Genomic DNA, 14202 nt, shown 5'->3' with positions numbered 1-14202 from the left:
CGGCGACCCCCTGCGGGCGGCGGTGGCTCAGCCACCGATCGGCGGGCGGAGAAGGTGGATCACCCACCGCTGGGCCGGTCCGGCCGCGGGCGGCGGTGACCTAGCCACCGATTGGCGGGCGGAGAAGGTGGATCACCCACCGCCCGCCGGACACAGCAGTGGGGCCGTGACGGAGATCCGTCACGGCCCCACTGGTGTGTGCCGTCAGGAAGCGCGCGCGCTCCTGCGCAGGGTCAGTGCCAGCCCGCCGACCAGCATCAGCAGACCCACGGTGGCGAGCCACAGCTCGTCGCCGGCACCGGTCTGCGGCAGCACGGCGCCGCCGCCCGAGCTCGACGAGCCGTTCGCCGACGTGCCACCGGAGGACGTGGCGCCGTCGTCGCCACTGTCGTTGCCGCCGGAGTCGCCCCCGGAGGCGCCGTCGTCGCCCGAGTCGCCGCCCGAGTCGCCGCCCGAGGAGGTGCCGCCGAACGTCAACGGCACGGTGGCCTGTCCGTCTGCCCCGGACCCGACCTGGCTGGTCTGCAGGGCGCACGGGTCGCTGGAGCAGTCCACCTTGGAACCGTCGCCGCCGGTGAACGTGCCCACGACCTTGATGGAGGTCGCCGGGAAGGCGCCGTTGGCGTCGGTCTGCACCTGCTTGAAGTTGGACATGTCGCAGGCGCCGCCGGCGGGAACGTCGGTGTTGCACAGCGCGACGAAGAGGCCGACCTTCGGGTTGAAGCCCGAGCCCTTGACCGACACGGTCTCACCGGCCGGCGAGAGTCCCGAGGTCTTACTCACCGACAGGCTCTCCCCGGCGCGCGCGGCCCGGACCGCGAAGGTCGGGGACAGCGCGGTCGAGGTCGACACGATCGTGGTCGTGCGGGCGGTCTTGTTGCCGAACTTCACCTTGTGCGTGACCTGGTTCGAGGCCTGCTTCGGCTTCTTCTTGTTCCAGGTCTTGATCGCGCACTTGGACTTGCCGCAGTTGACCTTGCCCTGCTTGGACTGGAACTTCTTGGCGACCTTGATCTTCGCCGTGAAGGTGCCGTTCTTCTTGACCTTGGCGGTCTTGGCCTTCGCGGTCCAGCACTGCTTGCCGACCTTGGCCGACGTCTTGCAGAGCGCGGTCTGGACCTTGGTGCCGGCCTTGAAGCCGCTGCCCTTGACCTTGACCGTGCTGCCGGACTTGACGACCTTCGGTGCGTTCAGCGCCGCCTTGGAGCCCGTCGCGGAGCCCTTGACGAAGCCCAGCGGCAGGGTGGCGGTCTGCGTAGCGTCCGAGCCCGCGCCGACCTGGCTGGTCTGCAGCGCGCACGGGTCGCTCAGGCAGTTGACCTTGGAGCCGTTCCCACCGGTGAAGCTCCCGACCACCTTGATCGAGGTCTTCGGGAAGGCGCCGCTGCCGTCGGTCTTGACCTGCTTGAAGTTGGCCATGTCGCAGGCACCGCCGGCGGGGACCTTGGTGTTGCACAGCGCGACGAACAGCGAGACGTTGGGCTTGAAGCCGGAGCCGTTCACCTGCAGGTCCTCGCCGGACATGCTGATGCCGGTGGTCTTGCTGGCGGTCATCGTCGCGGTGGGCGCCGGCGGGGTGTTTACGAAGGACAGCGGCAGGGTCGCCGTCTGGCTGGCGTCGGCCCCGGCGCCGACCTTGCTGGTCTGCAGGCCGCAGGCCTTGACCAGGCAGTCGGTGCCGGTGAAGGAGCCGACCTTGATGGCCTGGCTGAACGCGCCGGAGCCATTGGTAGTCACCTGCTTGAAGTTCGTCATGTCGCAGGCGCCGCCGGCCGGGACGGCGGTGTCGCACAGGGCGAGGAACAGGTTGATGTTCGGCTGGAAGCCGGTGCCGTTGGCGGTGATCGACTCACCGGCCGCGCTCAGTCCGCTCGTCTTGCTGGCAGTCAGCGCCGCGGTGTGCACCGGCGGCGCAGTGAAGGACAGCGGCAGCGTCGCGGTCTGGCTCATGTCGGCGCCGGCGCCGACCTTGCTGGTCTGCAGGCCGCAGGCCTTGACCAGGCAGTCGGTGCCGGTGAAGGAGCCGACGGTGATCGCCTGGCTGAATCCGCCGTTCGCGTCGGTGTGCACCTCCTCGAGCCGTGCCATGTCGCAGGCCCCGCCCGCGGGGACCGCGGTGTCGCAGTTGACCAGGTAGAGGTCGATGTTCGGCTGGAAGCCTGTGCCGGTGGCGGTGATGGACTCACCGGCGGTGGAGATCCCGGTGACCTTGCTGGCCGTCAGGGTGCCGCCGAAGTCCAGATCGACCATCGCCTGCTGGGTCCGGTCCGCGCCGGACACCTTGCTGCTGGTCTGGACACCGCAGACGATCGACCCGTCGGTGCAGTTGAGGGTGTCGGCACCCGAGACGTACGACGCGGACACGTTCAGCTCGGTCTCGAACTCCCCGTTGGCGTCCGTGGTCGGCTCGGCGTAGCCCTGGCCGAGCGTCGAGCGGCACTTCCCGCCCGCGGGCAGCGAGTTGTTGCACTGAGTGAGCCGCATCGTGGTGTTCGGGCGGAATCCGGTGCCCTTGACCGTGACCGGGCTGTTGTCGGCAGCTGTCGGCGCGCGATCGAGGATCTCAAGCTCTGGTGTGTCGAACGCGACGGTGAGCTTCACGTCCGAGTCGGGATTCTTCGTGACCCCGGCGGACTCGGTGACGAACCCGCACATCGCCGCAGCGGCGCAGTCCTTGGCGCCGATCATCTTCTGGGCGACGGCGGTGGCGGTGGCGTTCCCGCGCCCGCCAGCCGTGTCGGGCACCGTGACGTTGACCGGAGAAGCGGCGCAGTCGCCGACCGTCATGCTGAAGCCGACCATGACGAGCTCGCAGTACTTCACCAGCACGTTCTCGGCTGGGTAGTTGGTGAGCGTCAGATCGACACTCTGACCCGGGGTGAGCCCAGCCGTCGTACCGCTCACGGCGGCCAGGGTGCCCTTCGGTGCAGCGCTCGCGGGTGAGACGACGGCGAGCGCTGGCATCACAGCGAGTGCCACGGTGGCGGTGAAGGCGGCCAAGAGGCGGCCGCGCCGGGTCTTGCCCCTGGCGCGGCCCTTCCGGCCGGGTGTGTACATCGTCATGCGTTCTCTCCTTGTTGGACGGTCACTGGATGTCGGCGGGCTGACGGCGGCGTCGTGCGATCACGAAGACGGCGGCCCCGATGACCACCACGGCCGCGATCACGCCGATCACGAGCGGCGTCGACGAACTCGAGTCCTCGTCGGCGCTGTCCTGCTGGCCGTCGTCGGACGCGCCGGCACTGTCGGTGGCGGTGTCGCCGGGGTCGGCGTCGGCGGAGCCCACGCCCGGCCAGCCGTCCACCGGCGCGACTCCGCCGGCGAAGCCGATCGGCACGGTGCGCTCCTGCGTGCGGTTCGCGCCTTCGCCGACCTTGCTGGTCTGGATGCCGCACGGGGTCTTGGCGCAGTCGGTCTGACCGAACTTCGGCACCACCTTCAGCGTCACCTCGAAGGATCCGTCGGCATCGGTCTGGGGCTGCTGGAAGTTCGCCATGTCGCAGGCGCCGCCCTTGGGCACCGAGGGATCACAGGCGACCACGAACAGCCCGACACTGGGCTCGAAGCCGGTGCCGGTCACGGTCACCTCGCCGCCGGCGGGGTCGATCTCGGTCGACGGATCGACCTCGAGGGAGGCGCCGTCGGCCGACGCCGGCGAGCTGTACGCGACCAGCCAGACGGCGGCCATGAGCAGCACGATGATTGCGCGGCCGACGCCGCGCGAGCGGGCGACCAGGATGGAACGTGACAAGGGAACTCCTTCGGTCGGTTGGTGGGACTTTAGGCGACGCACGTCACATTGGAAAGAGTTTCATGACTATTTGTCTGTAACTCGTGACGAGCAGTCAGAAACGTGTTGACAGTTCGTCATAAACCGGTCAGGATCGGTGCGTCGGATGCTGCTGTGAGCAGACAGCTACAGCGCATCTTCGAGCAACCACCTATTGGAAAGCGGCCGAAGCGCCGGCGAAGAAGGAGTCACAGATGACCGTTGGCAGCGAACCGGCGACGACCAGCTCGCGCTTCTCCGAGGAACTCAAGTCGATGACGTGGGACGACCACGAGCACGCTGAGTACACCGAGTACATGCAGGCGCTCCTCGGCGGACAGTGCAACGTCCAGGGCTACGTCGACATGGTCGTGCAGCACTACTACGCCTACCTCGTGATCGAGGAGGCGGCCGAGAAGATGCGCGACGACGCCGTCGGCGGGCCCTTCGTGTACGACTCGCTCGCCCGGATCCCCGCACTCGAGGCAGACCTGCAGTTCCTGCTCGGCGACGACTGGCGCACCCAGATCGCCCCGAACGAGGCGACCAAGGAGTACTGCGACCGGCTCAAGGAGGTCTGCTTCGACTGGCCCGGCGGCTTCGTCGCGCACGCCTACACCCGCTACCTGGGCGATCTGTCCGGTGGTCAGGTCATCAAGGGCGCGGTCGAGCGGGCGTTCCAGTTCAAGGACCAGCAGGGCGTGCAGTTCTACGTCTTCGACCAGATCCCGGACTACAAGGCCTTCAAGATCCAGTACCGCGACCAGCTCGACGCCGCGCCCTGGGGCGAGGAGGAGCAGCAGAAGGTGATCGACGAGGCGGTCCTCGCCTACCGCCTGAACACCAAGGTGCTCGCCGAGATCGGACGCGACCTGCCGCGCTACCTCAAGAAGTGACCTGCCGATGACGACCACCGCGCCAGCGGATCCGAGGCTGCTCCTCGGCGTCCCCGATCATGGGGTCGGCGCCTATCGGAGCTCGGGCGGGTACGGCCCGCTCCCGCCCGCCGCGGCCATCGTCGCCGCCGCGGAGCGGGCCGGGCTCAGAGGCGCCGGGGGCGCCGGGTTCCCCACCGCGGTCAAGCTCGACGCGGTGCTGAGCGGCACCGGTCCGCGCGCGGTGGTCGTCAACGGTGAGGAGGGCGAACCGGCCTCGATCAAGGACCGGTGGCTGATGCGCAACCGGCCCCACCTCGTCCTCGACGGTCTGCGCACCGCCGCCACCGCGGTGGGCGCCGACCGCCTGGTCGCCTACGTCTCGGACCCCGAGTCCGCGGCGGCCCTCCGCGCGGCCCTCGCCGAGGCGCCGGCCGAGCTGGCCGGCGCCTCGGTCGAGGAGGTCGACGCGGCGTACGTCGCCGGCGAGGAGACCGCGGTCGTCAACCGGCTGAGTGGGGGAGAGGCCAAGCCGCTGCGGAAGCCGCCGCGCCCCTACGAGGAGGGCGTCGCCGGACGACCCACCCTGGTCGTCAACGTCGAGACCGCCGCCCGGCTTGCGCTGGCCGTCCGGGAGGGCCACGACGCCGGAGCCACCATGCTCGCCACCGTGCTGATCGCCGGCGAGGCGGTCCTCCTCGAGGCGCGGCGCGGTGAGCCCCTCTCCGCGGTCGTCGCCGAGCACCCGCGGTGGTCGAGCATCGAGGCCGGAGCCGTCCTGGTGGGCGGCTTCGCCGGCGGTGTGTGGACCACCGACATCCTCTCGGCGGCCGTCGGCCACGACTCCATGCGGGAGCGCGGCGCACTGTGGGGGTGCGGCGCGATCATCGTGCTGGACCGCTCCGAGTGCGTGGTCGGGGCCGCCCTCGACGTGGCGACCTACCTCCGTGAGTCGAGCTCCGGACAGTGCGGGTCGTGCGTGCGAGGCACCCAGGTCGTCGTCGAGCAGCTGACCAGGATCGCCAACGGCACCGGGAGCGACGACGACCTCGCACAGCTCGAACGGCGGGCCGAGGCGATGGCCGGCCGCGGGAACTGCGCGCTGCCGGACGCCGACTCGCTGCTGATCGGCTCGCTGATCACCAACTTCTCCGCCGAGCTGCTCGCCCACCGCGAGCGCTCCTGTCCCGGCTGCCGGGACATCACCCTCGATCGTCCCGGAGGCGGGGCGGTCACCAGGTTCCGCGCGGTCCTGCCGCCGACCTGACCACCGACATCCACGACACCCAACGACAGGGGATCTCCATGAAGGCCAGCATCGACTCCTCGCGCTGCGAGGGCCGCAAGTACTGCGCCCGGTTCGCGCCCAGCGTGTTCGACGTCGACGAGTGGGGCTACGGCCGCGTCACGGCGACCGGCGACCTCACCGACGCGCAGCTCGCGGACGCCCAGACGGCCCTCACGTCCTGCCCCGAGCAGGCGATCAGCCTGACGCCCTGACGAGCCGCACGCCGCCCGAATGAACGAGTCGAGGTACAGACAGATGAGCACCACCCACCCGACCGCGCGGTCCGAGCACCCGCTCGACCGATACCGCCGACACATCACCACCGAGCGAGAGGCCTCCGCGCTCTACCGGGGCCTCGCCCAGCTGAGCCGGGGCACGCGTCGAGACGCGTTCCTGGAGCTGGCCACGATCGAGGACCGCCACGCGGACTTCTGGGCCAACGAGATCCGCCGGCTCGGCGGCGAGCCGCCGGAGCCGGGGGAGTTCGTCCCGGGGGCGCGGACCCAGTCGCTCCTCGAGCTGGCCCGTCAGTACACGCCGGACCTCGTGCTGCCGGTCATCGAGCAGGACGAGCGGAACGGGTTCGACACCTACGCCGACGACCCGGACGCGCCGGAGTCGATGCTCCTCGAGGAGTCCCAACACGCCGACGTCCTCGGCGAGATGATCGGTGAGTCCGGTGTCGGGGAGCGCTGGCACCGCAGCAACAAGTCCGGCACCCTGCGTGCCGGCATCTTCGGCGTCAACGACGGGCTGGTCTCCAACACGGCACTCGTGATGGGGTTCGCCGGCGCCTCCGCCGACCGTGGCACCGTGCTCCTCGCCGGCCTGGCCGGGCTGCTCGCGGGCGCCTTCTCGATGGGCGCCGGCGAGTACATCTCGATGGCGAACCAGCGCGAGGCGTTCGAGCGCGAGATCGCCCTCGAGGCCGAGGAGATCAGGCTGATGCCGGAGGAGGAGCAGCGCGAGCTCGAGCTGATCTACCAGGCGAAGGGGCTCACCCCGGAGGACGCGAGCCACATCGCCGCCCAGGTGATGTCCGACCACGAGATCGCCCTCGACACGCTGGCCCGCGAGGAGCTCGGCCTCGACCCGGACGACCTCGGCTCGCCCTGGGGCGCCGCGGCGTCCAGCTTCGTCGCCTTCTCGCTCGGCGCGGTGCTCGTGGTGCTGCCATACCTGATCACCGGCGGCACCGCCGCGCTGCTCGGCGCCATCGGCATCGCCCTGCTCGCGCTGGTCGCGGTCGGAGCCGTGATGGCCCGCCTCAACGGTCGGCCGATGGGGGTCGCGATCCTGCGTCAGGTGGCGGTCGGGTCGCTGGCCGCGGCCGCGACATACGGACTCGGATCCCTGTTGGGCCTCAATCTCGGCTGAGATCACCGATCATGCTGTGACCGTGTAGTGACCGTCCGGAGTATCCGAGTGGGGAGATGACGATGCTCGAGTTCATGGTGAGACGCACGCTCAACGCCATCCTGGTGCTCTGGCTCGTCGTCACCGGTATGTTCTTCCTGCTCCGCCTGGCGCCGGGCAGCCCGGTGAACTCACTGCCGCCGGCGGTGGCCGCCGACCCGCTCGCCCGGGCGGCGTACGAGGCCGAGCACGGGCTCGACCAGAACATCTTCATCCAGTACTTCGACTACCTCTTCGGCCTCCTGCGGGGCGATCTGGGCACCTCGCTGTACGACGGGACCTCGGTGATGTCCCAGATCGCCAGCCACCTGCCGGTCTCCCTGGAGCTCGGGGGGTTGGCGGCGCTCCTGGCGATGGTCCCGGGATTCCTCCTCGGCTGCTGGACGGCGACCCGGCGGGGCTCGTGGAGCGACGGCGCGGTGCGGGTGGTGACGGTGCTGAGCTTCTCGGTGCCGGCGTACTGGCTCGCCGTCCTCTCGCTGGTCTTCATCGGCCAGCGCTATCCCGACATGCTCCCCACCGCGGGTGGCTTCGTCCGCTTCACCGAGGACCCGATCGCCAACCTCAAGGTGATGCTGCTGCCCGCCCTGGTGCTGGGCCTGTCCACCTTCGCGCTGGTGGTCCGCTCCATCCGGGCCGCCCTGATCGACGTGCTCTCCTTCGACTACGTCGCCTTCGCGACCGCGATGGGCATGCCGCAGCGACAGATGATGAAGCGGATCGCGATCCGCAACGCGATCATCCCCACGCTCACGGTGGTCGGCGTGCTGCTCGGCGGCCTGGTCTCGGGCACGGTCCTGGTGGAGAGTGTCTTCCAGATCCCCGGCCTCGGCCAGCTGATGGTCACCGCGTTCCTGCGCCAGGACTACCCGCTCGCGCTGGGCTGCTCGGTCTTCACCGCGATGATCTTCCTCGGGCTCAACCTCGTGGTCGACGCGCTCTACTTCGTCGTCGACCCGCGGACTCGGACCAGCACCCAGCGCCGTACCGCACCGGTGATGGCATGACCGCCACCGCCGCCGAACCGAGGGAGACCGACCGGTGACCACCGTGATGAGCCCGACCGCGGCGCCGGTGCCTGCGCGCCCGGCCTCCCGGCCGCTGGTGCTGAGGATCGTCGACGTACGACGCTGGCCGATCCACGGCGTCACCAACTGGTTCGGCGTCGGCTGCGTGGTCGCGTTCTTGCTGATCGCCACCGTCGGCCAGCTGATCGGTGACCCCACCCTGCTCGACGCGCCGGGTGCGGAGCCGCCGTCCGCCGAGTACTGGTTCGGCACCGACACCCTCGGGCGCGACGTCTTCGCCCGGACCGCGGAGGGCGCCTGGAACTCGCTGACGATCTCCCTCGGGACCGTGCTGCTCTCGCTGTCGGTCGCGATGCCGCTCGGCATGCTGGCGGGCTACCACTACAACGGCCGCCTCGACAACGCCATCATGCGCGGACTGGAGACGGTCCAGGCGCTGCCCATGTTCGTCTTCGTGATGTTCGTGCTGACGCTCACCGGCACCGGCACGATCGAGATCGGCCCGGTGACCTTCGGCATGCGGACCCGGCTGATCGTGTGCCTGGCGCTGGGCTTCGTGCCCTTCTTCGCCCGCATCGTCCGCGCGGCGACGCTGGTGGAGATGCAGGACGACTACGTCGCGATGCTCCAGGTGCTCGGCGTGGGGCGGACCCGGATCCTGCTCTCCGAGATCTCGGTCAACGTGCTGCCGCCGATGGTCGTCCAGGCGTGCCTGGCGATGGCGATCGCGATCTTCGCCGAGGGCGGCCTGAGCTTCCTCGGCTTCGGGCTCGCGCCACCCGAGCCGACGCTGGGCAACCTGATCGCCGACGCCGGCTCCCAGATCCTCGAGGGGGCCTGGTGGTACGCGACGCTGCCCGGCGCGGTGATGGTGCTGGGCATCCTCGGCTTCAACCTGTTGGGCGACGCGCTCAGCGACGCTCTGCTCGGCGGCAGCGAAGGGGGTGCGGAGTGAGCACGGAGCGACTTCGATCGGTGGTGGGGGAGGGCTTCCCGCTCAGCCGGCGCGGGTTCCTCGGGATCACCGCGGTGACGGTGGCCGCGGCGACGGGCTGCGCGAGCACCTCGGTGGCCTCACGCATCGAGGAGCGCCATCGCGACGGCATCCTCCGGATCGCCGTCGCCTCCGCGCCCAGCAACATCAACCCGCTCGACTCCGGGTCGGAGGTCACCCGCTGGATCGCCGAGCCCGTCGTCGAGACGCTCTACGCCTACGACGACCGGCAGCGCTCGGTGCCGCTGCTGGCGGCGGGGGAGCCGGAGGTCTCCGCGGACGGGCTGACCTGGCGGATCCCGCTGCGCAGCGGGATCACCTTCCAGAACGGCGACGAGCTGACCGCCAACGACGTGGTCGCCACGCTCGCGCACGTCAACGACCTCGGGTCTGGTAGCGAGTGGATCACCTACCTGCTCGGCTACGTGCAGAGCTACGGCGCCGACGACGCGTACACGGTCCGCATCGAGCTGACCAAGCCGTACGGCCTGATGCGGTCGCACCTGACCAACCTGCCGATCGTCCACCGCGACTACGCCAAGCGCAAGGACGCGATGATGGGCACCGGCCCGTTCCGGCTGGAGTCCTTCACCCCGGGCCAGACCTTCAAGATGGTCGCGTACGACGGCTACCACGGCGGCAAGCCCGACCTGACCGGCATCGAGTACACCGTCTTCCAGGACGGCGCGACCCGCTTGATCAGCCTGCGCCAGGGCAAGGTGGACCTGCTCACCTCGGTGCCGTACCACAACATCGGCTCGGTGCGGGCGAACCCGGACCTGCACGTCGACGAGGTCGAGGGACCGAACGACATCCTCAGCTACGTCGCGGTGATGCGCGAGCCGTTCTCCGATCCGTGGTTCCGCAAGGCCGTCGCCGCAGCCACGGATCGACACGGGGTGCTGTCGAAGGTCTTCGGCGGCGCCGCCGTCATCGGGCAGGGGCCCATCGGACCGGCCGAGATGGGCTGGGATCCCGACCTCCAGCCCTATCCCGACGAACCCGACCTCGATCACGCCCGCGAGCTGCTCGACCAGGCCACCACCGAGCGGCGGGACTTCACCCTGACCATCGGGACCAACCACACGAGTCGTGACATGGCCCAGGTGCTGGCCGCCGGTTGGGCGAAGATCGGCATCGACGTCACCATCCAACAGCTCGCCGGCGGGCCGTGGTCGAACAAGATGCTCGACCGCAGCTACGACATGCTGATGAACGTCTTCCAGTCCGGCTTCACCTCGGGACCGGCGAACTACATGGCGCTCGCGCCGGCGCAGTCCACGAGCGTGCTCTCGTGCGGCTTCGTCAACCAGGAGGTGGACGAGCTGATGGACACCGTCTGGAGGACCTCGGACGACGAGGTGCGGGCCGCGAGCCTGCGCCGGATCAACGAGATCCTCGTCGAGGAGGCCGTGATGTTCCCTCCGGTGTACCCGAAGATCGTGGTCGCCCGGCTGGCCACGGTCTCGCCCCTGAACCTCGACCAGCTGCGGATCAGCCGGGTGGCCCCCCAGAACCTCTCGCTGGTCCCCGGGGGCACCGATGAGTGAGCTCACCCTGGAACCCGGCACCTCGACGCCGGGCCGCCACGCGAGCGACGACGTCGTGCTCCGGGTGAGCGACCTCGCGGTCCGGTACGCCGCCGGCCGGGGCGCCGCCGTCACGGCCGTGCGCGGGGTGAGCTTCGACGTACGCCGCGGCGAGGTTTTCGGCGTCGTCGGCGAGTCGGGCAGCGGCAAGAGCAGCATCTGCAACGCCCTGATGCGGATGCTGCCGAACAGCGCGCGGGTGGAGGCCACCGGCGTGGAGTTCGGCGGCCGCGACCTGCTCTCGCTCACCGACAAGCAGATGCGCGGGATCCGGGGCACCGAGATCGCCCTGGTGCCGCAGCGCCCGATGACCTCGCTGTCGCCGACGACACCCGTCGGGCAGCAGCTGCGGTGGTACTTCGGCGACAGCATCGACGACAGCGACGTGCGCGACTCCTTGGCGCGGATCGGCCTGCACTCGGTGCTCGGCCGGCTCGACAACCTGCCGTCGCGGTTCTCGGGCGGCCAGCTGCAGCGGCTGCTGATCGCGATCGCGACGCTGACCAACCGGCCCTCGCTGCTGCTCGCCGACGAGCCGACCACGACCCTCGACGCGACGGTCCAGGCCCAGGTGCTCAAGCTGCTGCTCGGCATCCGCGACACCCTGGGACTGTCGATCGTCTACGTCTCGCACGACCTCGGCGTGATCGCGCAGATCTGCGACCGGGTCGGGGTGATGTACGGCGGCCGGCTGGTCGAGGTGGCCACCACCTCCGACCTGTTCCACCGCCCGCAGCACCCGTACACGAAGGCGCTGCTCGGCGCGATGCCGGCCCGTTGGACGCCCGAGCGCGGCCGGCTGAGCACCCTGCGCGGTACGGCGGCGGGTGCCAACCGGGCCACCGGCTGCCCGTTCGCGCCGCGCTGTGCCCTCGCGGATGCGCGCTGCACCGAGGAGATGCCGGCCGTGCTGGGCGACCGGACGTCGATGGTCCGGTGCCACCGGGTCGAGGAGGCGACATGAGTATGCTGGTGGCCGAGGGCCTCGAGAAGCACTTCCGGATCGACCACGGCGGCTGGCAGAAGAGCTCGGTCCTCGTGCGTGCGGTCAGCGAGGTCTCCTTCGCCGTCGAGCGCGGCGAGGTGATGACGATCGTCGGCGAGTCGGGCTGCGGGAAGTCCACGGTCGCGCGGATGCTCGTCGGACTGGTCGAGCCGACCCGGGGCACGATCGCCGTCGACGGTGTCGAGCTGCGGCCGGAGCGCACCGCGCGGGACCGGCGGCTGATCCAGCTGGTCGCGCAGAACCCGTGGTCGGCGTTCAACCGACGCCGCACCCTGGGTCACTCCCTGGCCCAGCCGCTGCTGGTCAACAAGGTCGAGACCGACCGGCGCCAGCGCCGGGCGCGGATCGAGGAGATGGTCGAACGGGTCGGGCTGTCCGCGGCCCACCTGGCCTCGCGGCCCTCCGACGTCAGCGGTGGCGAGCTGGCCCGCGCGGCGCTGGCCCGGGCGCTGCTGCTCTCGCCGAAGGTGCTGGTCCTCGACGAGCCGACCGCGAGCCTGGACGCGAGCGTCAAGGCGACCGTGATCGACCTGCTGCGCGAGCTGCGAGCGGACCTCGACCTGAGCATCGTGCTGATCACCCACGAGATCGACGTCGCCCGGATGATCGCCGACCGGGCCGCGGTGATGTACCTGGGCCGGCTCGTCGAGAGCGGCGCCGCCGAGCTGGTGCTGCGCCGCCCCTCCCACCCGTACACCCGGATGCTGCTGGACAGCGTGCCCGACCCCGACCCCGACCACCGCGAGCTCGCGGCGGCGAAGGGCGAGGTGCCCTCGTCCGCGGCCGCGCCGCACGGGTGCGCCTACCACCCGCGCTGCCACCTGGCCAGCGACGAGTGCGGCCAGGAGCGGCCGGAGCTGCTCCAGCACGCCGGCGTGGAGGTGGCCTGCCACCGGATCCTGGACGTCGGCATGCCGCTGCTGATGCCGGGGTCCCTTCCGGAGGACCGGCCGGAGCCGGCCGTGGCTCCGGATCCACCCGCCGACTGTGCCCGCGACACCCCGACCGTCGACCTGCCGCACCCGCAGGCCGACGTCACCGACCGACTGGAGGTTCGATGAACACGAGTGTGCCCCTGGACTCGCCCCGTCAGCAGCTGGACGCCCTGGCCCGCACCCGCGCGGACCTGTCCGGCGCCGACGTGCCGGTCTGGTGGACCGGCGACGTCTACGTGAACGCGCCGGGCGAGGCGTACCGGCACCTCTTCGGCTTCGAGGGCCTCAACGTCGCGCGCGTCGTCCCCACCGAGGACGGCTACGACCTGCTGTCGCGGGAGATCGCGTTCTACCAGGACCCCCGCACCCGGGAGGTCCTGGACACCTGGTCGAACCCCTGGACCGGGGAGGAGGTGCGGGTCTGCCACGTCACCAACGATCCGGTGAACCAGCGCTGGACCCTGGAGACCCGATGGGGCCCGTTCCGGGTGCCGACCACGCGGCTGGGCGACCGGATCTGCTTCAACATGGACATCCCGCTCGCCTATCCCTCCCCGCTGCCGGTCGCGGAGTTCCCCGACCACTCGGCCGACGACACCTACCGCGCGCTGGAGCTGTTCCAGTTCTTCACCAGCGCCGGTGCGCTCGCCGACGAGTCGCTGACCTCGGTGCCCTGCGAGCTCTCGTGGGCCCGACTGTCCCCGTGGCTGCCCTGGATGCGGATGGGCGACCGCCCGGGTGGCCTGGTGTTCCACACCCGCGGCGTCAAGCTCGGCTCGTACGACGAGGTGCCGGAGACGACCCGCGTCCAGATCGACGCCCACTATCCCGAGTACGCCAGCGCCCCGGAGGCGTGGAGCGAGCCCAACGAGACCAGCTGGACCTGGTTCCGGCGTCACCTGCAGGGGAGCCCCGCATGATCTACCTCGTCTACCGGATGAAGCTCGCGCCCCGGGCGCGGCAGAACATGAAGGAGTTCTGGTCCTGGCTGGAGGACCGCGAGCGCTTCTTCTACGACGACCTGCCGATGGTGAAGTCGCTGCGTTGGTACTACTCGGTGATCGGCGACGTCTACGTCATCGAGAACTGGGCCGGCTTCGAGAACGAGGCCGGCTGGGGGGAGTACCGCGCCGCGCTCGCGAACCTCAAGAGCAACGCGGACTGGGAGTCCGAGCGGGTCTCGCAGGACGAGTGGTGGGAGTTCCTCGACACCCGCGTCGTCACGGACCTGCCGGTCGCCGTGGGGTTCGACGCCGACACCCCGAGGGAGCCCGCGGCGGCCCGATGAGCTCGAGCCGCCGC

Annotated in this window: 13 protein-coding genes; 11 read left to right on the top strand and 2 right to left on the bottom strand. The window is 70.3% G+C overall.

From position 1 onward, the window contains the following. Window positions 1-204: 204 nt before the first annotated feature. Window positions 205-3063, bottom strand: a complete 2859-nt coding sequence (locus tag FHU40_RS06550) for a neocarzinostatin apoprotein domain-containing protein (RefSeq protein ID WP_183591423.1) — start codon at window positions 3061-3063, stop codon at window positions 205-207. Between the two features lie 22 nt (window positions 3064-3085). After that, window positions 3086-3751 carry a neocarzinostatin apoprotein domain-containing protein gene (locus FHU40_RS06545; RefSeq protein WP_183591422.1) on the bottom strand — a complete coding sequence of 222 codons (666 nt, stop codon included), beginning with the start codon at window positions 3749-3751 and terminating at the stop codon, window positions 3086-3088. A 233-nt stretch (window positions 3752-3984) separates the two neighbouring features. On the opposite strand from FHU40_RS06545, the gene FHU40_RS06540 reads away from it, so the two are divergent. From FHU40_RS06540 to FHU40_RS06490, 11 genes are read left to right on the top strand one after another with little or no spacing between them, the layout of a single operon-like run. Continuing rightward, a complete protein-coding gene (locus tag FHU40_RS06540) occupies window positions 3985-4665 on the top strand; it encodes a biliverdin-producing heme oxygenase (RefSeq protein WP_183591421.1) in 681 nt (226 codons plus the stop codon). Between the two features lie 7 nt (window positions 4666-4672). Next, entirely contained in the window at window positions 4673-5911 is a 1239-nt protein-coding gene (locus FHU40_RS06535; protein WP_183591420.1) for an NADH-ubiquinone oxidoreductase-F iron-sulfur binding region domain-containing protein, read from the top strand. Between the two features lie 38 nt (window positions 5912-5949). Next, window positions 5950-6144: a ferredoxin gene (locus FHU40_RS06530; RefSeq protein ID WP_183591419.1), complete on the top strand. Its 195-nt coding sequence runs from the start codon at window positions 5950-5952 to the stop codon at window positions 6142-6144. Between the two features lie 43 nt (window positions 6145-6187). Then, complete coding sequence (locus FHU40_RS06525) at window positions 6188-7309, top strand: VIT1/CCC1 transporter family protein (RefSeq protein WP_183591418.1); 1122 nt, start codon at window positions 6188-6190, stop codon at window positions 7307-7309. Window positions 7310-7365: 56 nt separating this feature from the next. Next, window positions 7366-8355 carry an ABC transporter permease gene (locus FHU40_RS06520; protein WP_183591417.1) on the top strand — a complete coding sequence of 330 codons (990 nt, stop codon included), beginning with the start codon at window positions 7366-7368 and terminating at the stop codon, window positions 8353-8355. A 34-nt stretch (window positions 8356-8389) separates the two neighbouring features. Continuing rightward, complete coding sequence (locus FHU40_RS29350; protein ID WP_183591416.1) at window positions 8390-9331, top strand: ABC transporter permease subunit; 942 nt, start codon at window positions 8390-8392, stop codon at window positions 9329-9331. Next, a complete protein-coding gene (locus tag FHU40_RS06510; protein WP_183591415.1) occupies window positions 9328-10920 on the top strand; it encodes an ABC transporter substrate-binding protein in 1593 nt (530 codons plus the stop codon). The genes FHU40_RS29350 and FHU40_RS06510 overlap by 4 nt, the downstream gene beginning before the upstream one ends. Further along, a complete protein-coding gene (locus tag FHU40_RS06505) occupies window positions 10913-11923 on the top strand; it encodes an ABC transporter ATP-binding protein (RefSeq protein ID WP_183591414.1) in 1011 nt (336 codons plus the stop codon). The genes FHU40_RS06510 and FHU40_RS06505 overlap by 8 nt, the downstream gene beginning before the upstream one ends. Beyond that, window positions 11920-13026 (top strand): oligopeptide/dipeptide ABC transporter ATP-binding protein, encoded by a 1107-nt coding sequence (locus FHU40_RS06500; protein WP_183591413.1) that lies wholly within the window; start codon window positions 11920-11922, stop codon window positions 13024-13026. The genes FHU40_RS06505 and FHU40_RS06500 overlap by 4 nt, the downstream gene beginning before the upstream one ends. Then, window positions 13023-13820, top strand: coding sequence for a DUF1838 family protein (locus FHU40_RS06495; RefSeq protein ID WP_183591412.1), 798 nt, complete (start codon window positions 13023-13025; stop codon window positions 13818-13820). The genes FHU40_RS06500 and FHU40_RS06495 overlap by 4 nt, the downstream gene beginning before the upstream one ends. Then, entirely contained in the window at window positions 13817-14188 is a 372-nt protein-coding gene (locus tag FHU40_RS06490) for a hypothetical protein (protein ID WP_183591411.1), read from the top strand. The genes FHU40_RS06495 and FHU40_RS06490 overlap by 4 nt, the downstream gene beginning before the upstream one ends. The last annotated feature ends 14 nt before the right edge of the window (window positions 14189-14202 follow it).

This window comes from Nocardioides soli (assembly GCF_014191495.1).
Taxonomy (GTDB): domain Bacteria; phylum Actinomycetota; class Actinomycetes; order Propionibacteriales; family Nocardioidaceae; genus Nocardioides; species Nocardioides soli.
The sequence above is the reverse complement of the archived record's forward strand: the minus strand, read 5'-3'. Positions and strand labels throughout refer to the sequence as shown.